The organism is Histophilus somni 2336 (genome assembly GCF_000019405.1).
Lineage (GTDB): Bacteria > Pseudomonadota > Gammaproteobacteria > Enterobacterales > Pasteurellaceae > Histophilus > Histophilus somni.
Genome location: NC_010519.1, coordinates 137,900 through 159,360, shown reverse-complemented (window position 1 = coordinate 159,360; position 21,461 = coordinate 137,900). Strand labels below are relative to the sequence as shown.

General features: G+C 36.3%; 20 protein-coding genes and 3 tRNA genes. 3 read left to right on the top strand and 20 right to left on the bottom strand.

The features are described 5' to 3' along the window. Positions 1–30 precede the first annotated feature (30 nt). Positions 31–1,506 carry a ribonuclease G gene (rng, locus tag HSM_RS00750; protein ID WP_011608428.1) on the bottom strand — a complete coding sequence of 492 codons (1,476 nt, stop codon included), beginning with the start codon at positions 1,504–1,506 and terminating at the stop codon, positions 31–33. Between the two features lie 130 nt (positions 1,507–1,636). Here rng and putP point away from each other — a divergent pair, with 130 nt between their 5' ends. From putP to HSM_RS00735, 3 genes are read left to right on the top strand one after another with little or no spacing between them, the layout of a single operon-like run. Further along, on the top strand, positions 1,637–3,151 hold the full coding sequence (gene putP, locus HSM_RS00745) for a sodium/proline symporter PutP (RefSeq protein ID WP_012340603.1): 1,515 nt from the start codon (positions 1,637–1,639) through the stop codon (positions 3,149–3,151). Positions 3,152–3,153: 2 nt separating this feature from the next. Next, entirely contained in the window at positions 3,154–4,119 is a 966-nt protein-coding gene (gene cmoB / locus HSM_RS00740; protein ID WP_012340593.1) for a tRNA 5-methoxyuridine(34)/uridine 5-oxyacetic acid(34) synthase CmoB, read from the top strand. Continuing rightward, positions 4,119–5,327 (top strand): BaiN/RdsA family NAD(P)/FAD-dependent oxidoreductase, encoded by a 1,209-nt coding sequence (locus HSM_RS00735; protein WP_012340582.1) that lies wholly within the window; start codon positions 4,119–4,121, stop codon positions 5,325–5,327. Before cmoB ends, HSM_RS00735 begins: the two co-directional genes overlap by 1 nt. A 113-nt stretch (positions 5,328–5,440) precedes the next feature. Here HSM_RS00735 and ruvB read toward each other — a convergent pair whose 3' ends face one another. The 19 genes from ruvB to HSM_RS00645 form a co-directional block, all read right to left on the bottom strand. Then, on the bottom strand, positions 5,441–6,448 hold the full coding sequence (gene ruvB / locus HSM_RS00730; RefSeq protein ID WP_011608424.1) for a Holliday junction branch migration DNA helicase RuvB: 1,008 nt from the start codon (positions 6,446–6,448) through the stop codon (positions 5,441–5,443). A 10-nt stretch (positions 6,449–6,458) separates the two neighbouring features. Then, entirely contained in the window at positions 6,459–7,073 is a 615-nt protein-coding gene (ruvA, locus tag HSM_RS00725) for a Holliday junction branch migration protein RuvA (protein WP_011608423.1), read from the bottom strand. A gap of 78 nt (positions 7,074–7,151) precedes the next feature. Further along, the gene (gene recC, locus HSM_RS00720) at positions 7,152–10,586 is read right to left on the bottom strand and encodes an exodeoxyribonuclease V subunit gamma (protein WP_012340558.1); all 3,435 of its coding nucleotides are present in this window, start codon (positions 10,584–10,586) and stop codon (positions 7,152–7,154) included. Positions 10,587–10,638: 52 nt separating this feature from the next. Next, the gene (locus HSM_RS00715; RefSeq protein ID WP_012340547.1) at positions 10,639–10,956 is read right to left on the bottom strand and encodes a DUF5374 domain-containing protein; all 318 of its coding nucleotides are present in this window, start codon (positions 10,954–10,956) and stop codon (positions 10,639–10,641) included. Continuing rightward, entirely contained in the window at positions 10,937–11,617 is a 681-nt protein-coding gene (locus HSM_RS00710; protein WP_011608420.1) for a DUF2572 family protein, read from the bottom strand. Before HSM_RS00710 ends, HSM_RS00715 begins: the two co-directional genes overlap by 20 nt. A gap of 2 nt (positions 11,618–11,619) precedes the next feature. Beyond that, positions 11,620–12,297: a type II secretion system protein J gene (locus HSM_RS00705; RefSeq protein WP_080514398.1), complete on the bottom strand. Its 678-nt coding sequence runs from the start codon at positions 12,295–12,297 to the stop codon at positions 11,620–11,622. Between the two features lie 48 nt (positions 12,298–12,345). Beyond that, a complete protein-coding gene (locus tag HSM_RS00700) occupies positions 12,346–12,873 on the bottom strand; it encodes a prepilin-type N-terminal cleavage/methylation domain-containing protein (RefSeq protein WP_011608418.1) in 528 nt (175 codons plus the stop codon). Positions 12,874–13,082: 209 nt separating this feature from the next. After that, positions 13,083–13,158 (bottom strand) — tRNA-Lys (locus HSM_RS00695). 25 nt (positions 13,159–13,183) lie between these two features. Continuing rightward, a tRNA-Lys gene (locus HSM_RS00690) sits at positions 13,184–13,259 on the bottom strand. A 25-nt stretch (positions 13,260–13,284) separates the two neighbouring features. Further along, a tRNA-Lys gene (locus HSM_RS00685) sits at positions 13,285–13,360 on the bottom strand. A gap of 187 nt (positions 13,361–13,547) precedes the next feature. Beyond that, complete coding sequence (pal, locus tag HSM_RS00680) at positions 13,548–14,003, bottom strand: peptidoglycan-associated lipoprotein Pal (RefSeq protein WP_012340512.1); 456 nt, start codon at positions 14,001–14,003, stop codon at positions 13,548–13,550. Between the two features lie 9 nt (positions 14,004–14,012). Next, positions 14,013–15,317 carry a Tol-Pal system beta propeller repeat protein TolB gene (tolB, locus tag HSM_RS00675; RefSeq protein WP_012340504.1) on the bottom strand — a complete coding sequence of 435 codons (1,305 nt, stop codon included), beginning with the start codon at positions 15,315–15,317 and terminating at the stop codon, positions 14,013–14,015. 27 nt (positions 15,318–15,344) lie between these two features. Next, the gene (gene tolA / locus HSM_RS00670; protein WP_012340495.1) at positions 15,345–16,400 is read right to left on the bottom strand and encodes a cell envelope integrity protein TolA; all 1,056 of its coding nucleotides are present in this window, start codon (positions 16,398–16,400) and stop codon (positions 15,345–15,347) included. Positions 16,401–16,418: 18 nt separating this feature from the next. Beyond that, the gene (gene tolR / locus HSM_RS00665; protein ID WP_011608414.1) at positions 16,419–16,841 is read right to left on the bottom strand and encodes a colicin uptake protein TolR; all 423 of its coding nucleotides are present in this window, start codon (positions 16,839–16,841) and stop codon (positions 16,419–16,421) included. 67 nt (positions 16,842–16,908) lie between these two features. Further along, positions 16,909–17,592: a protein TolQ gene (tolQ, locus tag HSM_RS00660; RefSeq protein WP_012340477.1), complete on the bottom strand. Its 684-nt coding sequence runs from the start codon at positions 17,590–17,592 to the stop codon at positions 16,909–16,911. After that, positions 17,589–18,014, bottom strand: a complete 426-nt coding sequence (gene ybgC / locus HSM_RS00655; protein WP_012340467.1) for a tol-pal system-associated acyl-CoA thioesterase — start codon at positions 18,012–18,014, stop codon at positions 17,589–17,591. The genes tolQ and ybgC overlap by 4 nt, the downstream gene beginning before the upstream one ends. A 260-nt stretch (positions 18,015–18,274) precedes the next feature. Next, positions 18,275–18,373: a cytochrome bd oxidase small subunit, CydX/CbdX family gene (locus HSM_RS10500; protein ID WP_075290566.1), complete on the bottom strand. Its 99-nt coding sequence runs from the start codon at positions 18,371–18,373 to the stop codon at positions 18,275–18,277. A gap of 15 nt (positions 18,374–18,388) precedes the next feature. Beyond that, a complete protein-coding gene (cydB, locus tag HSM_RS00650; protein WP_012340457.1) occupies positions 18,389–19,525 on the bottom strand; it encodes a cytochrome d ubiquinol oxidase subunit II in 1,137 nt (378 codons plus the stop codon). Between the two features lie 14 nt (positions 19,526–19,539). Further along, positions 19,540–21,105: a cytochrome ubiquinol oxidase subunit I gene (locus tag HSM_RS00645; RefSeq protein WP_012340448.1), complete on the bottom strand. Its 1,566-nt coding sequence runs from the start codon at positions 21,103–21,105 to the stop codon at positions 19,540–19,542. Positions 21,106–21,461 lie beyond the last annotated feature (356 nt).

Below are 21,461 nucleotides of genomic sequence, written 5' to 3'. Positions count from 1 at the left end.
GAGGTCAATATAACATATTAAAAATGGAAGTTACATTACAACAACATCAAATTGTTCCTGTGAATAATACACTTCTGTTTTTATTTGAATTTGTTTGCCAATGAAGACTTCCAACTCTGCTAATAAACCATGGCTTTCCTCATTAATTAAATAATCCGCCACCGCTCTTGAGGCATAAACTACAAATTTTTCGCTGGCAAATAAATGATTAACACGAATAATTTCACGCATGATTTCATAACAAACCGTTTCAACGGTTTTCACACTGCCTCGTCCACTGCAAGTTGGACATTCATCGCATAAAATATGCTCCAAACTTTCCCTTGTTCGCTTACGTGTCATTTCAACTAAACCAAGTTGAGTAAACCCATTAACATTCGTTTTCACTCTATCTTTGGATAATGCCAAACGTAAAGATTCCAAGACACGATCCCTATGTTCTTCCGTTTGCATATCAATAAAATCAATAATAATAATACCGCCCAGATTGCGTAGTTGTAACTGTTGTGCAATAGCTTTTGTTGCCTCAATATTCGTATTAAAAATAGTTTCTTCTAAATTACGATGACCAACAAAAGCACCAGTATTAATGTCTATCGTTGTCATAGATTCGGTTTGTTCAATAATTAGATAGCCACCGGATTTTAAGTTTACACGACTATTTAAAGCTGTTTGAATAGCATTTTCAACGCTATAAACATCAAATAATGGCTGACTGCCGGAATATAACACCAACTTATCTGTCAGTTCAGGCATAAATTCCTCAGTAAACTGTTTCACTTCAGAAAAACATAATTTGGAATCAATATGAATTTTACTGAAATTCGCCCCGATAAAATCTCGCAAAATACGTTGCGTTAACGCCAATTCGCCATATAACATTGAACGTGTTGTATATTTCGCACGGCGTTCCAACACCTTACGCCATAAGCGTTTTAAAAACTCCGCATCTTGTACGAGTTCAGTTTCCGTTGCTCCTTCCGCAGCAGTACGAATGATAAAACCGCCCAATTCATCGCACAACGGTAAAACAAGTTCCTTTAAACGTGCCCGCTCTTCTTCGCTTTCAATGCGTTGAGAAACGCCAACATGGCTATTTTCCGGCATAAAAACAAGATAACGAGAAGGGAGTGTTATGTCAGTTGTTAATCTTGCACCTTTAGTACCGAGGGGATCTTTGACAACCTGAACAACAATATCCTGTCCTTCATGTACCAATTGTGCAATATCTTTCACTACAAACTGTTTTTGCTCATCAACATCAACACACTCTGTATGTGAAACAATATCTGAGGCATGTAAAAAAGCGGCTTTTTCCAATCCGATATCTACAAATGCAGATTGCATACCCGGCAATACTCGAGTCACTCGTCCTTTATAAATATTACCGACGCTCCCTCTTTTTGCCTGTCTTTCAATATGTACTTCTTTTAAAATGCCATTATCCACCAGTGCAATTCGGGTTTCACTAGGGGTAATGTTAGCCAATAATTCAACAGATTCCATCATCTCTATCCTAAAAATACTTCTTTTAATTAGTCTATCGAAAAGGTAAATAGAATAATAGCCCTGAATAAGGTAAAATGCGACCTTTCTTAAATTTTATCTATACAAATAATGCTTTCGTGAGGGCTTAATGTTTAGTTTTGATCCAACAATTATTACCTTTATTGTCTATATCTTAGGCATGTTATTGATTGGTGCACTTGCATATTACTACACCAATAATCTCTCAGACTACATTCTTGGCGGTCGTCGTTTAGGCAGTTTTGTTACCGCAATGTCTGCCGGTGCATCAGATATGTCCGCCTGGTTGCTGATGGGTTTACCGGGTACAATCTATTTGTCGGGCTTAATTGAAGGTTGGATTGCCATAGGTTTAACAATCGGTGCTTATTTTAACTGGTTATTTGTGGCTGGTCGCTTACGTATTTACACTGAATTTAATAATAACGCTCTCACATTACCTGAATATTTTCACAACCGTTTTGGTAGTCGTTATAATTTACTCAAATTTGTGTCAGCCTCAATTATCCTTGTTTTCTTCACAATTTATTGTGCTTCCGGTATCGTTGCCGGTGCAAAATTATTCCAAAATCTGTTCAATATCCCTTATTCCACCGCACTTTGGTATGGTGCATTGGCAACCATTGCTTATACCTTCATTGGCGGTTTCTTAGCGGTGAGTTGGACAGATACTATTCAAGCAACATTGATGATTTTCGCACTCATTCTAACCCCTATCATGATTATTCTAAACTTAGACGGAATAGATAATTTTCATTTCTACTTGAAGCAAGCTGAAAGTGCAGCAGGAAAAAACCTTACAGATATTTTTACCGGTACTACCACAATTGGTCTACTGAGCTTGGCTTCTTGGGGATTGGGTTATTTCGGACAACCGCACATTCTGGCACGCTTTATGGCGGCACACACAGTAAAATCGCTCAATAACGCACGACGTATTAGTATCACTTGGATGATCCTTTGTTTAGTCGGTGCCATAGGTATCGGTTTTTTTGGCATCGCCTATTTTACAGCAAATCCACAACTAGCTGGTGTCGTCAACAAAGAATCGGAGCAAATCTTTATTGAATTATCAAAATTATTGTTCAATCCTTGGATCGCTGGTATCTTACTTTCTGCTATTTTAGCCGCAGTAATGAGTACGCTGAGTGCACAACTTCTCATTTCTTCCAGTGCCGTTACAGAAGATTTTTACAAAGGATTTATTCGTCCAAAAGCATCGGATAAAGAATTGATGTGGCTTGGTCGTTTAATGGTATTAGCTATTGCCACCATTGCAATTTGGATTGCACAAGATGAAAAAAGCCAAGTTTTAAAATTAGTTGAATTTGCTTGGGCTGGATTTGGTAGTGCTTTTGGGCCTGTTGTACTATTTTCTTTATTCTGGAAACGCATGACATCTTCTGCTGCAATGGCGGGAATGTTAACTGGGACAATTATCGTATTTAGTTGGAAAACCATTGTCCCTACAACAAGTGAATTCTCTAAATTATATGAAATGATCCCAGGTTTTGCTTTGGCAAGTATTGTCATTATTGTTGTTTCTTTGTTATCAGTGAAACCGGAAAAATCGATTTTAGAGACGTTTGAACAAGCTAAAAACGCATATAAGGCATCAAAATAATTATGTTCGACTTTCGTCCATTTTATCAACAAATAGCAACTTCGACACTTTCAGCATGGCTTGAAACTTTGCCTTTACAACTTAAACAATGGGAAAAGCAAACCCATGGCGATTATATTAAATGGTCAAAAATCATTGATTTTCTACCGCACTTAACAGCCGATCATATTGATCTCAAAAGTGCGGTCAAAGCTGAAACAAAAACGCCTCTTTCCTCCGGTGAGCGACAACGCATCATTCATCACTTAAAACAGCTTATGCCTTGGCGTAAGGGACCTTATCATCTATATGGTATCCATATTGATTGTGAATGGCGTTCGGATTTTAAATGGGAGCGTGTCTTGCCTCATTTGGCACCTTTGCAGAATCGTCTTGTGTTAGATGTAGGGTGTGGTAGCGGTTATCATATGTGGCGTATGGTTGGCGAAGGAGCCAAAATGGTAGTCGGTATTGACCCGACAGAACTGTTTTTATGTCAATTTGAGGCTGTACGTAAACTGTTAAACAATGATCGTCGTGCTAATCTGATTCCGCTCGGCATTGAAGAAATGCAACCTTTAGCCGCCTTTGATACCGTCTTTTCTATGGGCGTTTTATATCATCGAAAATCTCCATTGGATCATCTCACACAACTTAAAAATCAATTAGTTAAAGATGGCGAATTAGTACTTGAAACGTTAGTTGTAGAGGGTGATATAAACACGATTTTAGTGCCGACAGATCGCTATGCCAAAATGAAAAATGTGTATTTTATCCCTTCCGTTCTCGCACTCATAAACTGGCTGGAAAAGTGCGGTTTCCATAATATTCGTTGTGTCGATGTAGAAACAACAGGTCTAGAAGAACAACGTAAAACAGACTGGCTGGAAAATGAAAGTTTAATTGATTTCCTTAATCCTCAAGATCACAGTAAAACCATTGAAGGGTACCCGGCTCCCAAAAGAGCGGTAATTTTAGCAAATAAATAATGATGAATTATTCCCAAACAATTATTATCGGTGCAGGTGCGGCAGGCTTGTTTTGTGCCGGTCAACTAGGTAAAGCCAAGCACCAAGTAACGATTTTAGATAATGGAAAAAAAGTGGGACGTAAAATTTTAATGTCCGGTGGCGGATTTTGTAATTTTACCAACCTTAATGTTACCCCTCAGCATTACCTTTCGCAAAATCCTCATTTCGTCAAGTCTGCTCTAGCTCGCTTTACCCAATGGGATTTTATTGCCCTCATTACTGACTATGGTATTAGCTATTATGAAAAAGAATCGGGGCAACTTTTTTGTCATAACAGTGCTGAAGATATTGTCAATATGCTACGAGCAGAATGCGATAAATTTCAAGTTAATACCCAATTACGTCAACAGATCGAATACATTGAAAAATTAGACGGTAATGAAAAAGCTCGTTTTCAATTGCAATCTGACGGAAAAATTTGGCAATGTGAAAATTTAGTTATTGCTACCGGCGGATTGTCTATGCCAGCCTTGAGTTCGACACCTTTCGGTTACCAAGTTGCCGAACAATTCGGACTCAATGTTATTGCTCCACGAGCTGGGCTTGTACCCTTCACATGGCGTGAAATTGATAAATTTTACACCGCACTTTCAGGCATCTCCCTTCCTGTTTGTGTAACCGCAAAGTGCGGTCAATCTTTCAGCAATAATTTACTCTTCACTCATCGGGGGATATCAGGTCCCGCTATTTTACAAATTTCAAATTATTGGCAAGTGAATGAAAATATAGAAATTGATCTGTTACCGATGGAAAATATTCAATTTTTCCTTAACAAGTTACGTCAGACCTCACCTAAATTACATTTAAAAACCGCCTTATCACGCCTATTACCGCAAAAACTAGTGGATTTATGGTTAAATCACAACATTATTCAAGATGAAGTGATTGCCAACCTCAGTAAAGTGCAGTTAAAAAATCTTGATGATTTAATTCATCATTGGCAAATTCAACCTAACGGCACCGAAGGCTATCGCACCGCAGAAGTCACTATTGGAGGCGTAGATACGCAAGAAATCTCATCAAAAACGATGGAAAGTCATAAAATCAAAGGTCTTTATTTTATTGGTGAAGTACTTGATGTTACCGGTCGGCTTGGCGGTTATAACTTCCAATGGGCATGGAGCTCAGCCTATGTGTGTGCAAATGGAATTTTGAGCAATAAATAGTACCTTTGCAGAATCTTTACTACAGAATAGAAGGATACTCGCACAAACCCACAAGTTGCTTGAAATCGTTGACTATCGACTGACTCACGTTGAGAGTAACTGAAAAAGGAGTGCTATTTTTCAATCTGTTCCAAACCAAAATGTCGATAAGTTCTTGATGTTGCTATTCTTCCACGAGGTGTCCGTTGTAAAAATCCTTGCTGAATTAAATAAGGCTCCAATACATCTTCAATGGTATCTCGCTCTTCGCCAATTGCCGCCGCCAAATTATCCAATCCTACAGGTCCACCATCAAACCGCTCAATAATTGCCTGTAATAATTTACGATCCATAAAATCAAATCCTGCAAGATCCACATCCAGCATCTTCAGTGCTTCTTGTGCAATAAGTGCGGTAATTTTCCCACCATTTTTGACATCGGCATAATCTCGCACTCGGCGTAATAGGCGATTTGCAATACGTGGGGTACCTCGTGAACGACAAGCAATTTCTTGTCCTGCTTCAACATCAATTTCAAGCTGCAAACAGACCGCACTTCGAGTAACAATGGAAGCTAAATCCTCTACAGAATAAAACTCCAGTCGCTGCACAATACCGAATCGATCTCGTAATGGAGAAGTCAAAGAGCCTGCTCTTGTTGTTGCTCCAATCAGCGTAAAAGGCGGTAAATCCAGCTTTATTGAACGGGCAGCAGGACCTTCTCCAATCATAATATCCAGTTGATAATCTTCCATCGCTGGATAAAGAACTTCCTCAATAGCTGGTGATAAGCGATGAATTTCATCAATGAATAATACATCATGAGGCTCAAGATTCGTTAGCATTGCCGCCAAATCCCCCGCTTTTTCTAAAACCGGACCTGAAGTAGTACGAATATTCACTCCCATTTCATTGGCAACAATATTCGCCAACGTTGTTTTTCCTAGTCCAGGGGGTCCAAAAATTAACAAATGATCAAGTGCATCTTGGCGTAATTTTGCTGCTTGGATGAAAATTTCCATTTGCTCTCTAACTTGAGGTTGACCGATATAATCACTCAATAATTTAGGGCGAATTGCACGATCAATATATTCATCGTCTACTTTTGCATTGGCACTTACAATGCGATCTACTTCAATCATTCTCTATCTCTTATAATGCGGCTTTCAAAGCCTCTCGAATAAGCTGTTCACTAGTTAAATCTGCTTTTAACACTTTTTTAACCATTTTCTCTGCTTCAATAGGCTTATATCCTAACGCAATTAAAGCAGAAACTGCTTCATCCAACTGCAAACTTTGATCCAGTTTTGAGCATTTAATTCCAGGTAAATGAGAGCTTTTAATAAAGAAATCTGTTTGTTGTAAGCCTTTAAATTTACCTTTTAGCTCCACCAATAAACGTTCAGCAGTTTTTTTTCCTACTCCGGGAATTTTGACTAATTTAGATAATTCTTCTTGTTCAATCGCATACACAAATTCATTCACTGACATCGCAGACAGGATAGCTAAAGCTAATTTTGGTCCAACTCCATTGGTTTTAATCAATTCACGAAATAAAGAGCGGTCTTGTTTATGGCTAAATCCAAATAACAAATGAGCATCTTCACGCACCACAAAATGCGTAAACAACGTAGTTTCCTGCCCAACTTCCGGCAAATTATAAAAACTTGTCATGGGTAAAAGTAACTCATACCCAACACCTTGAACATCCAGTAAAATTTCCGGAGCTTGTTTTTCAACCAGTATTCCTGTTACACGCCCAATCATATCTCACCTTACATAGCGTAAAATAAAGCACTAAGGATAAAACAAAACTGGATAAATATCCAGTTTTGTTTTTATTTTCTATTCAACTCTTTTTAGCATTAACATTAAATCGAACCATTGTATAACACGTTGATTAATTTCTAAAATATGTGAATCGTCTAGTTTTGTTTGTGCTAATATTCTTTGCCAATAAGGATCTGTTTTCACATAAAAATTTCTCTCTTTTCTACCTGAGCCAAGTTCTGATAACAATTCAAAACAAGCAGATAAATCAATATCCTTTTCCTCTTTCCATTTATTACTCTTCGGAGTAAAAAGCAATTGAAGATATTGATCGAAATTTTTCATTGGCATTAATAACACTGAAACTTGTCCAAGTAAATATGCCTCAACATAAGTTTGAAGCTGTTGAAGTGCGGTAGATTTTTCTATTTTTTCAAAAGAAAGTCTGCTGTCTAAAGCGTAATGCTCAACTTGCGAATTAGGCTCTCCAACCAAGGTTTGTAATAAATAATAAATCCATGTTTGGATAATATCTTTCGTTTTGACAACAGAGGCTCTCCACGTTACTCTTCGCATTTTTTGATGATATAAACTGTCAATGCTCCCCGTTAAGCATACTTTTCCATATTCTGTTTCAACGCTCAAGTCAACAGGAATTTGTTCCGATATTTGATCCAAATAAGGCGTAACTAAAGATTTAAGTGTAATGATCTCATTTTTTGTTTTTTGCTGATAAATTTTTGCAAACGCCCCTTGTGGCATAATTCCCTTAATTTTCATCCGAGCAAAAAAGTCTTCCCATTCCTGCTCAGAAAGATAAATAAGTTCTTCTTTTATTTGATATAACTCTAAATTATCTAAAGTAAAATTTTCAGTATCCGCAATATTTTGTTCTGTCTTACGTAAAAAAACACGTAATTTTTGCTCAAAAAAATACCGAACAGGATCCTGAATAAACGCAATTAAGTCATTTAATGAAAGTTCTTTAACTATCTCTGTATCATTTATCGGCTGTAAAAAATTCGCCAAATTGCCACTATCTTTTTTATTTGCCAACACTAGCCATTGCTTAGAAAAAGAGCGGTCTCTTTTGGTGAAATTTTCTCGGCTAAATGCAGTCATCGCATGTTGTTGAATAAGTGATTTTTTCAGAATATCTTGCCCTTTTAGATCACCTTGAGCATTGATATTTTCAGCTATATAATCCAACAATTGCGTAACAAGAACTGAAGGTTCTCGTTCACTATCATCAATAATAGAGCGACCAATATAACTCACATAAAAATACTGTTGTGCCGAGATCAATGCTTCTAAAAATAAATAGCGATCATCATCTCGGCGAAAACGATCGCCTTTTTTACGATGATATTGCATTAAATCAAAGCTGTTCGGTGTTTGTTGACGTGGATAATCACTATCATTCATACCAAGTAAACACACCACTTTAAAAGGGATTGATCGCATGGGGAGAAGCGTACAAAAAGTGACTTTCCCCATTAAAAATTTTAGGCTATTGGGTATATCTTTTAAGCGTTCAACAAAAACTTCGTAAATAACCTCCGCACTTATTTCTTGTTGAAAAGAGCTATCTAGGATCAACTCCGTTAATTGTTGAATAGTGTCAATAAGATAATTAAAAGTTGTTTTGTATTGTTGCGGAATATCCATTCCGTCTACCACAAAAAAAGATGACATTAATTCAATTAAATGTTCTTCCCACTTTTCAATAACGTGATCTACTTGCAAAAATTGATGCCATTGATACAAACGAGTAATAAAATCCTTTAAATAACCGACAAGCTGCCCTTTTAATCCATAGGTATCATCAAAGCCAAGCGTATCTAACCATAGACCATTTTCTTCCCGCATAGCAAATCCCAGTAACATTCTCTCTAAACCTGCCTGCCAAGCGTTATAATTTTGCAAGGATTGTTGCGGATATTTTTCTAATCCGAATCGAATACCCGAATGCTCAACCCAATGACGAATTTGTGCCAAATCCTCTAAAGTAATATTAAAACTCTGACGAATAACAGGATGATCCAAAAAAGTCAGCACTTCCTCCGCACTGAATAAACTTTCTTTTAAATTTAACAGCTGTAAAAAAGCAGATACTAAAGGGTCATTTTCGGAAAGTTTGCTGTCTGCGATAGAGTACGGAATATAGTGTTCGCCTTGACTGAATACCGCCTGAATATACGGTGCATATTTATCAATGTCTGCAACCATAACTACCACATCTTTAGGTGTCAAATCCTGAGCTTGGTTAAATAGATGTAACAAATAATCTTGTAGAGCTTGAACCTCTCGTATTGGACTATAACAAGAATGAAAAGTTAAAGAGCGGTCATTTTCTGCCAAATTTAAAAACTTGTGCTTCGAAGGAACCAAATCTAAAATGCGTGCCTGTACTTGCGACAACAATGTTTTTTCCGAAAGTTCGACATAAGCATTGATTTCATTAGCCTCCAGTTCAGTGAGTAAATACAAATAATCCCGTCCTAATTTTCCCCATGAGGAAAGCAAAGGATTGCCAACCTGTAACTTTTCATCATAAATTTGTTCAAATCCATTTTGTTCAAAAGTATGTATTTGCGCATCGGATAACCAAGCCTGTGTATTTTGTGGTTGTTGGAAATCTTGCCAACTTATACGCTCTCGTACTTTCAAGCGTTGCCAATGGCTCTGATCAATTATATCTCCCCAATATTCACGACAAGCATTATTAAAAAATAAATGCACATCGCAATGCTGGCTTAATGCACTTAAAGTATCTAAATGCACCTTCGGTAAAGCTGAAATACCAAATACAAAAATTCTCGTAGGCAAATTTTTAGGTTTTTCGCCGGCAATATGTTTTAAGAAAAGTAAATGTAAATGTGCACGATGTAAAACATTCTTTTGTGTTTCTTTTTGCACAGAGCATACTAAAGCTCTCCATAAAATACCTTGCCAAACAATATGTTGCTCAACTTGAGAAAAACATGATTCTGAGACAGATAAATTTTTTTGGTAATACTGAATTTGCTGAATAATTTCTACGCCTTTATTCTGCTCCCAACTTATAATCCATTCCGGTCGATAAACTAAATATTGGTCAAATAACTCTGCTATTTTGCTGGCTAATTGGTAGTATCGCTGCTGACTTGATTGGTAACTTTGCTGTAAATATTGACGCAATATGTAAAATTCCGGTTGATCTATATAATGCGGAATAATTTCCATTAATCGCCAAGTCATATTTTCTTTACTAAATTGAGAAGAAGCTGTGACTTGCGATAAATTATCAACATATAATTGCCAAATAAAACTTGCAGGCATAGGAAAAGACAAATTTGCCGATATACCTTTTTTCTCTGCAATCTGCCACTGTATCCACTGTGCCATACCGCCACTTTGTACTAAAATAACTTCTTTTTGGAAAGGATCTGATAATGGCTGTTGATCCATTAAATGTAACAAAATATCTTTTTGCGTTTCCAATTGATTGGAATAATACAAAGTAAACACAAATGTTCCTTATTCTTCTAATAACTTCATTTAGCATAGCTTTTCAAAATAATTAATCAAGCAATAAATTTACTTGTTGATTTGCATAAGAAACTCGTACATTCTTACCTTCACAATTGATCTTAAACTTATAACCATTTTGCTCGATATTATGCGGACAATGAAAATGCGGTTCTAGAAATAAGCGTTGATGTTGATTTTCAGCGATTTGCAAAGCTTGATAACGTAGATAAATATTTACCGCACTTTTTCTTTGATAACTAACCCATTGATTAACAAATAAAAATAATGTAGAAAATATCATCATTGTGACTAATAACGTGATCAAGCTGGTACCCCGTTGAGGAAATTTATAATGGTTGAAAATCATACCAACTATTCTCCGCAAACTGCCAATAACTATATGATCGGATAAGATCGATGATTGTTTTTGAGCGATACACAATTTTAACTGCTGGTTCAATACTTAATTTCCCGCCGGTAATAACCGTTCCACTAATTTTACCTTTTCCTGTTAACTTCAAATCCCCTTCAGCAATAACAACTGCATTAATATTACCTTGTATCTCCAATTCAGCTGATTTTTCCTCAACCCAATAGAGATAATTTGCTTTATCTCTCGGCAAAATAGCAGGCGGTGAATGTAATTTATGTTGAAATAAATCCAGTAACTCAAGATTTATATACTGACTTAGCCCTGCCTCATAAGTAGCTTTTTTCGGCCTTTTTTTAAACAAATATTTTCTTTCACACCATATAAATTGAGAAGTGCGGTCAATTTTTCGTCGACTTTCAAATTCGATCTTCAAACTTTTCAAATTATTATTCAGAGGCTGGTTTTCACAAAGTTTTTCTTTTTGAGAAATACTTTGTCTCTGTAATATAAGACTTTGTTCTAAATATATTTTCCGTTGAGAAACAATGGATGAATGCAACGAAATCAAATCACCATCAAAAAAAAGTAAAATTAATAATACTGAGCTTAACAGCATTAATAGGGTGAGCGTTACAACTCCTTTTTGTATATTCATTTTTATCTCTTTTGATTAAGCAAAGGAATAATGGCTGAAGTCTCATATTCGACTTGTTTATTTCGCTTTAGATGCCCTTTTAGATAAACTTCCAATCCATTGTAATCAGCAATCCAATTAAATTTTAATGCAGTTATGGCTATGTCATTTTCATCTAATAAATCGACCCATCCTCCGCTATTACATGCAGGTTGTTGTAAATAGCTTTGGCATTGTTTTTGATTACAATTCGCGCTAATTGAATTTTTATAAGTTAATCTTGTCTCTATCATTTGTTTATTTAAGCGATAACCAAATAACTCTCGCTCAATTTCACGAGCTGTATTTTGTTTATTCCTTACACAAACATTATTACGATATGTCGTACCTACACAGCCGGTAGCATCAAGATCATAAATAAAAAGAACGCAACTATTCGGGGGTTCATTATCAGCTTGAGCGACTACAATACTCTTTCCGCTTTTATCTTGTGCAAATAAATCGAAATTACTCCGAACCAATTTATCACTAATAGCCCTAAATCCACTACGGCGAATATCCTTACCCAAAAGTTGGATAGTTCGTTGCAATTCTGATTGTAAATAGAGATGCAAAAGTATCTGTTTATTTTGTTGCTGACTATAACTATAAAATGCACTAACACTCATTAATAACATCATTGATAAGCTCAACGCTATCATTACACTTAATAAAGTTTGTCCACGATAAATAATCAATGTTCCCCCTTACTAATGATCATTCACGCAAGCACTTAACGATTGGTAACCTTTAAGTTTTAAAGATCCTACATTAAAAAACGAAAATACTGTTCTTTGCTGATCAGATTGCAACACAAAACAAGTCGTCGTACTTGTATTCCTTGTACCATTTAATCTAGTCATTTCTCTAGGATAATAAACTTTGCTGATTAACATGGTTTTATCTGCAAAATAAGGATAATAAAATTTCATCGGAATATTTCTATTACAGCTGCGAGGATTTAAACAATCACATATATCTGTGTTTTTTGGTTGTGCAACCAGGCACCAACGCTTACTCACTAAATCACGATTAGCAATTAAAAACCAAATATCATTAGAATTTTCAACTCGAGCTTGTAGCTCCCTTATGAAAATATAGAGTTTATTTTGCTCTTTTTCTAAAATCATTTTTGTATTTGCTGTTTGCCACATGGGAAAAGAAAATGTTACTGTCATACTGATAATCAGTAAAACAATCAATATTTCTAATAGAGTAAACCCCTTTAATGCTTTCATTTTTTTTCCTATTTTTGACCGCACTTTAACTCATCTAGAAAAATGGGTAAAAATAATTAAAAAAAATTACGATACAGATCGCAAAAATAGAATTTAGTAAAAAGAAAAGTGACTAATTTTGAGTATATGTCCTCTTAAGAGAAACAAACAGAAAAGACACGATAAATAAGAATAACCAATATTTTTATGAATGAATCTTTAAACATGACTGGTGGGTCGTGAAGGATTCGAACCTTCGACCAACGGATTAAAAGTCCGCTGCTCTACCAACTGAGCTAACGACCCACAAATTGGGATATTATAAATAAAATGGTGGGTCGTGAAGGATTCGAACCTTCGACCAACGGATTAAAAGTCCGCTGCTCTACCGACTGAGCTAACGACCCATAAATTGGGATATTACAAATAAAATGGTGGGTCGTGAAGGATTCGAACCTTCGACCAACGGATTAAAAGTCCGCTGCTCTACCGACTGAGCTAACGACCCTCATTGTTTGTAACGAGCGGATATATTACTGTTTTTATTTTAATAATCAATAAAATTTTTTTATTTTTTGTTTATTTGAACGAATAGTCGGCAGAAAAGAGGCATTTAAAACAAATATACCTACTTAAATTCAAAATTTACTGAAAAAATGCAATAAAAAACCGGGCATCATACCCGGCTTAAGAAATTAGTATGCAAATACAGCACGACGGTTCTTAGAATATGCAGCTTCATTATGACCTAACTCTGCCGGTTTCTCTTCACCATAAGAAAGGGTTGAAAGTTGACTAGCTTGAACACCCTTATTTAATAAAAAGTTTTTTACTGCATCAGCACGACGTAAACCTAATGCCATGTTATACTCCGGAGTACCACGTTCATCAGCATGACCTTCAACAAGAACTTTAGAAGCTGGTGTTGACTTTAAGTATGCAGAGTGTGCATCTAAGATTTGAGCGTATTCGCCCTGCACATCATAACTATCAAATTCAAAATATACTGTATTATAACGTTGTTGTAAGTCAGTTACAGAATAACCGCCAAACATTTGAGCATTTGTTTTAGATGCGTTATCAGATGAGCTACAGGCTGCCAATACTGCCACTGAACCCGCTACTACTAATAATTTTGCAAAGTTTTTCATTAACCTCTCCTAGTTTTTATTTAAATATGGTGACCAAGCTGGAAATTTAATCTGACCGTCACTACTTGGTAGACGTGCTTTAAAACGACCGTCAGCGGAAACCAATTGTAGCACCTTTCCTAGACCTTGTGTAGAACTATAAATAATCATAATTCCATTGGGTGAAATACTTGGGCTTTCATCTAAGAAAGTAGAGCTTAACATTTCCGTCACACCTGTCGCCAGGTCTTTTTTAACAATATTATCGCCATAAATCATCACTAATATACTACCATCTGCAGAGATTTTTCCACTATACCCTCGACCAGCAGAAACTAATGATACACCATTACCAACTACATCCATCTGATAAATTTGAGGTCCGCCGGCTCTGTCCGAAGTAAAAATTATAGATTGCCCATCCGGTGACCAAGAAGGTTCCGTATTGTTGCCTGCACCGCTAGTCAACTGAGAAATAGTCCCGTTTCCTAAATTCATGACATAAATATTTAGTACACCATCTTTTGATGAAGCAAATGCTATTTTTGAACCATCAGGAGAAAATGCCGGAGCTCCATTATGCCCAGGGAATGCAGCAATAACCCGACGAGCTCCAGACTGTAAATCATGTACAATTAATTGAGATTTACGATTTTCAAAAGATACATAAGCCAATTTACTACCATCAGGCGACCAAGCGGGAGACATCAATGGTTGCGAACTACTATAAACAATAAATTGATTATGTCCATCATAATCTGCAATACGAACTTGATAAGGTTTTGAGCCACCGTTCTTTTGTACAACGTATGCAATTTTAGTTCTAAATGCACCACGAATTGCAGTCAGCTTTTCAAAAACTTCATCACTGATGGTATGAGCACCTAAACGAATAGCATTTTTCGGTACAGCATACTGATTTTGACTTAGTACCTCTCCCGAGTTTCCTGAAGCACCGATAGTGTCTACTAATTGATATGCGATACTATATCCTTTTTCATTGGGTGTAACTTGTCCAACAACTACTGCATCAATGCCTAAAGAAGACCAAACATCGGAAATCACCTCACTTGCTGATGTCGGTTTTTGAGGCATTTTACTGACTGCAATAGGATTAAATTTACCACTGTTGCGTAAATCTGCAGAAATGATATCAGCTACATCTATCGGCATAGAGTCACTACCATTCCATTTAAATGGAATTATCGCAATAGGCCGAGCACTATCAACCCCTTCATCAATGACAATTCTTACCTCACTTTCAGCTTGTACGGTTTGTATGAACAAACTAAAAAGCACTATGAATAATGTAGTTAAATATGCAGAAAATTTCATATAAATTTTACCTTTTAGTTTCTTTAATTATTTCAATCTAAATTCGAGTGGAAATTTCTTATATTTTCTATAAATCTCATCAGTTGGTGCCTCCGGTACCTTTTTCGTTCTAGATACCGCTGATAACCCCGCAGTACAAATATCATCTGAGCCAGATAATTTTCTAAAGTTAGTGATCGTTCCATCTCTTGCTAATTCAACCTCAATAACACAAACTTTATTAGCAAACCTAGGTTCTTTTAGAAAGCGACGCTGAATTTCTCTCTTAATTTGAGCAGCATATTGCTCTCCAGTTCTTCCGCCTTTGCCGTTTTCAAAACCAGCCCCCACTCCTTGAGAACCTTTCATCGTCATATTTCCACCATTTTTGCTACTTCCTGCAATATCACCTCCATTGAAAAAATCATCTAACGCCGCTTGTTCCGCTTTGCGTTGAGCTAATTCCGCTTTTGCTTTAGCCGCTTTTTCCGCTTTTATTTTTGCTTCCTTAAGTGCCTTTTGTTTGGCTAATCTATCCGCTTTCTCTTTTGCTAACTTCTCTGCTCTCTCTTTCGCTAACTTCTCTACTTTTTGTTTTTCCTCAGCGTCTCTAACCTTTTTCTCTTCTTCAATTTTTTTTGCCAATGCCTGTAAACGCATTTCTTCAGCCTCTGCTTTCAACTTTGCAACAGTCTCTTTCTTGGCATTATCTTCTTCCAATTGCTTTGCTAAACGCTCTTGCTGAATTTTTTCTTCTTTTATTTTTTGCTCTGCAAGTCTTTTCTGTACATCTTCATCTTCTCTTATTTTTTCTTCAAATACATCAACATTCTCCATTAACTCGTCTTCTTGCGTTGCTTCAACAAAGGTTTCTTGTTTATCCGGATTGCTTTTTTTCTTTTCCTGTAAACGTCCCCACTCTTTTGCAATGGTTCCCGTATCAACCATAACAGCAGACATTACTTCACCATCACCTTCTCCACCTCCCATGATTTCAACATTATTATAGTTAGATCCTAATACCAGCAAACTTAATAACAAAATATGCAGAAAAATTGATAGCAGAATGGCACCAAGCTCATTTTTTTGTCGATGATTACACACTGTGTTACCTACTTATATTTAAAGAGGATTAGTCATCAATCCAACAGATTTTATTCCCGCGACATGAAGTAAATTCAAAGCTTTGATTACCTCCTCATACGGAACATCTTTAGCCCCTCCAACCAAAAATAACGTGTTATTATCTTTGTCAAATTCTTGCTTAGAAAGTTGAGTTACTAATTCTTCTGTTATCCCCTCAGTTCGCTCCCCACCAATGGAAAGTGCATACTGTCCAATACCTGAAACCTCCAAAATAACAGGCGTTTTATCTTCTTTAGATACATTTTGGCTTTCTACAGCTTCGGGAAGTTCAACTTGAACACTCTGACTAATAATCGGTGCTGTTGCCATAAAAATGAGCAATAAAACCAATAAGACATCCAAAAAAGGAATAATATTAATTTCTGACTTAATATCTCGACGTTTTCGACGATAAGACATAGATAGCCTCTAAACTTATGAAAAAAGAACCGCACTTTATCCGTCAGTACGGAGAATTTTGATACATTTAATGATTTTTACCAAATGCTTGACGATGTAAAATTGTCGTAAATTCATCAATGAAGTTAGCATAATTTTGCTCTAATTTATTCACACGTAGACTTAAACGATTGTAAGCCATTACAGCTGGAATAGCAGCAAATAAACCAATAGCCGTTGCAATTAAAGCCTCAGCAATCCCCGGGGCAACCATCTGTAATGTTGCTTGTTTGGCACCACTTAATGCCATAAAAGCATGCATAATTCCCCATACTGTACCAAATAAGCCGATATATGGACTAATAGACGCAACAGTTGCCAAAAACGGAACTCGTGTTTCCAAATCTTCCACTTCACGATTCATTGTTAAATTCATTGCTCTAGAACTGCCTTGAATAATGGCTTCAGGGGCATCCGGATTAGCTTGTTTCAGACGATTAAACTCCTTAAATCCAACATAAAAAATTCGCTCACTGCTATTTAGACCATTACGACGATTAGAAAGTCCATCATATAATTTATACAAATCTTCTCCAGACCAAAACCGTTCTTCAAAAAGTGTGCTGTCCTTTAATGCTCGAGTTAAAATGCGACTACGTTGGATAATAATCGCCCAAGATATAATCGAAAAAGATATTAATATGACAATGACAATTTGTACAACAATACTAGCCTTTAAAAATAATTCTAAAAAATCTAATTCAGCGGTCATGACATAACTCCGAAAATGTTATCATTTAGTTTAATTTCTGCTTTTATTTCTTGAGGTATAGCCACAGGTCTCATTTTCACAAGATCCACTGACGCAACTTTCACCACAGCTTGTGAAATGATCTCATCATCTCGTTTCAATATTTGTGAAAAAACTATACTTGCTCCCTTGATAGCTACAACATAAGTTTCCACAATTAATAGGTCATCTAATTTTGCAGGAACACAGTAGTCAATCTGCATTGATTTCACAACAAAAGCAACTTTTCGCTCATTCAATAAGTTTTGCTGAGAAAAATTCAACGTTCGCAAGTATTCTGTTCTCGCCCGTTCAAAAAAATGGAGATAACGGGCATGATAAACAACACCTCCGGCATCGGTATCTTCGTAATACACACGAACAGGCAATTTAAAAACAGGCATATTACTCTCCCTCACAAAGTCTTTTATTTTCTCATTTCTATATGAAAAATGAACCAAGTATTCTAGATTCAGTCAAATATATTAGCAAGAATAAATACAATGAAAAGAAAAATATTTTTTTAGACTATACATCGCACCTTAAAATAAACCCAGTGCTTAGTTAAAAATACTTTTACTTTTGATCATGAAAAATTTACACAAAAGAAAAAATAAAAGGGCTCTTTAGAAGCCCTTATTTTTCAGTCGATAAAGAAAACTCCTTATTCGTCAAGTTTACCCGTTTTCTCAAGACTGATAGTAATGATTGCACTTAGCATAACAGCGAACAAAACACCCACTACCCATAACACATAAAACATAATCTTATCTCCTTACTAGTATAATGAGTTTTTGTTTTCTTCAATGAAGTCAGCATCTAAGCGACCAAACATCTTCGCATAAGCCCAAATGGTGTAGCTCAGTAAAATAACAACAAAGAACAGTGCAAAACCAAGCATTAGTGTTAATGTTAATTCACTTGATGTTGAATCCCACATTAATAAACTCATATTCGGATGAGAAATAGAAGGCATCACAAATGGGAACATGGCAACACCGCAGGTTAATATAATTCCTGCCATCGTGATAGACGAGAAGAAAAATGCAAATCCTGAACGGTTGGCTTTTGATGCCAAAATATTTAACAACGCACCACCCACTGCTAATGCTGGAAGAATAAACAACACAGGTGCATCAAAATAATTCTTAAACCAAGCTCCCACTTCAACTGCAACTGTTTTAACAGTTGGGTCAGATGGTGCATTATGATCAAGGACACTTGTTACAATAAAGCCTTCTTTGAAATATAACCAAACACCAGCCAAAATAAACGTCAACAATGTAACAAAAGCACCTACTTGTGTTATTACACGAGCACGCTCACGCAGTTCTGATGTTGTTTTCATTTGTAACCAAGCAGCACCTTGTGTGGTTAACATAGAAAAACTGATTAAACCACAAAGAATCGCAAAAGGATTTAATAATTCAAAGAAAGAACCTGTATAAGTTACTTGCATCAAATCATTAAATTCAAATGGAACACCTTGCAATAAATTACCGAATGCAACACCGAATACCAATGATGGGACAAAACCACCAGCAAATAATCCCCAATCCCAAAATTTACGCCAAGTTGGATTATCAATTTTAGCACGATACTCTAGCCCGACAGGACGGAAAAATAGTGCGGCTAAAACTAAAATCATCGCAACATAAAAGCCGGAGAAAGAGGCTGCATAAACTATCGGCCAAGCAGCAAACATTGCACCGCCTGCAGTCAATAACCAAACTTGGTTTCCATCCCAATGTGGTGCGATAGAATTGATCATTATACGTTTCTCAACTTCTTTTTTGCCTGCGAAAGGTAATAAGCTAAGAACTCCCATATCAAATCCGTCTGTTACTGCAAATCCAATAAGCAGTACCCCGACTAAAATCCACCAAATAAAACGTAGAAATTCATAATCAATCATGGTTAGACTCCTGCTTATTTAGATAATTGTTCAAAATAATAACGACCGGTTTTTAACGAACTCGGACCCAAGCGACCATATTTAAACATCAAATACATTTCTACTACTAGGAAGATTGTATAGAGGGCACAAATCAGTCCAATAGATAACCAAAGATCAGCTGTTGTTAAATTTGACGCAGCCACACCAACCGGTAGTACATCATAAATAGCCCAAGGTTGACGTCCATATTCAGCTAAGAACCAACCACTTTCCATAGCAATCCATGGAAGTGGAAGCCCCCATAATAAAGCTTTTAATAAAAGTGGACTACGCCCTACTGTTTTACGCATATTTTGTACGAATGCAGCAATCATCAGAACTAGAATTAAACCACCGGCAAGCATCATTATACGGAATGACCAAAACGTTGGTCCTACATTTGGGATAGTATCAGCAGCTGCTTGCTTAACTTGCTCATCAGTTGCATCTACGACCGCATCAGTATAACGCTTGAGTAATAGACCAAATCCTAAGTCATCTTTAACTGCGTTAAATTGTGCTTTAGTTTCTTCATTAACCTGACCGTTGGCCTTTTTCTCAGCCTTCAATTGTTGTAGTAAACCATAGGCAACCATACCGTTACGAACTCGTTGCTCATTAAGAGCTTGTAGATCAACTAGTCCTGTAAATTGTTTGTCTAATGAGCGAGTAACAATAATCCCCGCAGCATAAGGAATTTGTAAAGCAAAATCATTTTTTTGCTCTGCCTGATTAGGTACAACAATCATATTCCAAGACGCAGGAGCCGGTTGAGTATGCCATTCACCTTCCATAGCAGCTAATTTTACAGGTTGGGTTTGACCAATTTCGTAACCAGATTCATCACCCATGATCAATACTGAAACAGTTGCAATGATACCGAAAACTGATGCAATAGAGAAAGAGCGTTTTGCGAATCCGACATCACGTCTTTTTAGGAGGTAATATGAACTAATAGCTAAAACAAAACATGCACTAGTCACATAACCCGCAGACAATGTATGCAAGAATTTACTTTGTGCAACAGGGTTTAACCAAAGATCCATAAAACTGGTCATTTCCATACGCATTGTTTCAAAATTAAACTCAGACGCTACCGGATTTTGCATCCAGCCATTGGCAACTAAAATCCACATGGCCGAAAAGTTAGAACCAAATGCTACACAATATGTAGTTAATAAATGTTTAGCTTTTGATAAACGATCCCATCCAAAGAAAAACAAACCAACAAATGTTGATTCTAAGAAAAATGCAAGTAATGCTTCAATAGCGAGCGGTGCCCCAAAAATATCACCAACATAATGAGAATAGTATGACCAGTTAGTACCAAATTGGAATTCCATTGTAATCCCAGTTGTCACGCCTAAGGCAAAATTAATACCAAACAATTTACCCCAGAATTTGGTCATATCTTTATACACTTCTTTGCCTGTTGCAACATATAAAGTTTCCATAATCACAAGGATAAATGACAAACCCAATGTTAGCGGTACAAACAAAAAGTGATACAACGCAGTTAACGCAAACTGCAATCTAGAGAGTTCAACAACGTCCAACATCTCCAACTCCTTGTGCAATGCTACAAGTTTTTCACAATGATTACTATGTAACCACCCCTCAAATACTCAAGTTGAAACCTCAAGTAGATTTACTGAACTATCCTCATAAACATTCATTTAAATGAACATACAACATAAAATTTACATAAGTTTCACAGTTCACCATTAAATGTCATGTGGATAACCCAAAAACGGTATTAATTTTACTACTAAAAGTAAGAATAAAAAACAATAAAAGTGTTATAAAGATCACATTTTTAGATCTAAATCAAATAACATTTCTTTAACACTTTCTTATATATTGATATACATCAAACATTATAGAATATTCACAATTTTTAACATTTATTCCAAAT

Excerpts from the sequence above, each read along its gene's own strand:
- rng (WP_011608428.1), bottom strand. The coding sequence starts at position 1,506 with ATGGAATCTGTTGAATTATTGGCTAACATTACCCCTAGTGAAACCCGA.
- putP (WP_012340603.1), top strand. The coding sequence starts at position 1,637 with ATGTTTAGTTTTGATCCAACAATTATTACCTTTATTGTCTATATCTTA.
- cmoB (WP_012340593.1), top strand. The coding sequence starts at position 3,154 with ATGTTCGACTTTCGTCCATTTTATCAACAAATAGCAACTTCGACACTT.
- HSM_RS00735 (WP_012340582.1), top strand. The coding sequence starts at position 4,119 with ATGATGAATTATTCCCAAACAATTATTATCGGTGCAGGTGCGGCAGGC.
- ruvB (WP_011608424.1), bottom strand. The coding sequence starts at position 6,448 with ATGATTGAAGTAGATCGCATTGTAAGTGCCAATGCAAAAGTAGACGAT.
- ruvA (WP_011608423.1), bottom strand. The coding sequence starts at position 7,073 with ATGATTGGGCGTGTAACAGGAATACTGGTTGAAAAACAAGCTCCGGAA.
- HSM_RS00715 (WP_012340547.1), bottom strand. The coding sequence starts at position 10,956 with ATGATTTTCAACCATTATAAATTTCCTCAACGGGGTACCAGCTTGATC.
- HSM_RS00710 (WP_011608420.1), bottom strand. The coding sequence starts at position 11,617 with ATGAATATACAAAAAGGAGTTGTAACGCTCACCCTATTAATGCTGTTA.
- HSM_RS00705 (WP_080514398.1), bottom strand. The coding sequence starts at position 12,297 with ATGATAGCGTTGAGCTTATCAATGATGTTATTAATGAGTGTTAGTGCA.
- HSM_RS00700 (WP_011608418.1), bottom strand. The coding sequence starts at position 12,873 with ATGAAAGCATTAAAGGGGTTTACTCTATTAGAAATATTGATTGTTTTA.
- pal (WP_012340512.1), bottom strand. The coding sequence starts at position 14,003 with ATGAAAAACTTTGCAAAATTATTAGTAGTAGCGGGTTCAGTGGCAGTA.
- tolB (WP_012340504.1), bottom strand. The coding sequence starts at position 15,317 with ATGAAATTTTCTGCATATTTAACTACATTATTCATAGTGCTTTTTAGT.
- tolR (WP_011608414.1), bottom strand. The coding sequence starts at position 16,841 with ATGTCTTATCGTCGAAAACGTCGAGATATTAAGTCAGAAATTAATATT.
- tolQ (WP_012340477.1), bottom strand. The coding sequence starts at position 17,592 with ATGACCGCTGAATTAGATTTTTTAGAATTATTTTTAAAGGCTAGTATT.
- ybgC (WP_012340467.1), bottom strand. The coding sequence starts at position 18,014 with ATGCCTGTTTTTAAATTGCCTGTTCGTGTGTATTACGAAGATACCGAT.
- HSM_RS10500 (WP_075290566.1), bottom strand. The coding sequence starts at position 18,373 with ATGTTTTATGTGTTATGGGTAGTGGGTGTTTTGTTCGCTGTTATGCTA.
- cydB (WP_012340457.1), bottom strand. The coding sequence starts at position 19,525 with ATGATTGATTATGAATTTCTACGTTTTATTTGGTGGATTTTAGTCGGG.
- HSM_RS00645 (WP_012340448.1), bottom strand. The coding sequence starts at position 21,105 with ATGTTGGACGTTGTTGAACTCTCTAGATTGCAGTTTGCGTTAACTGCG.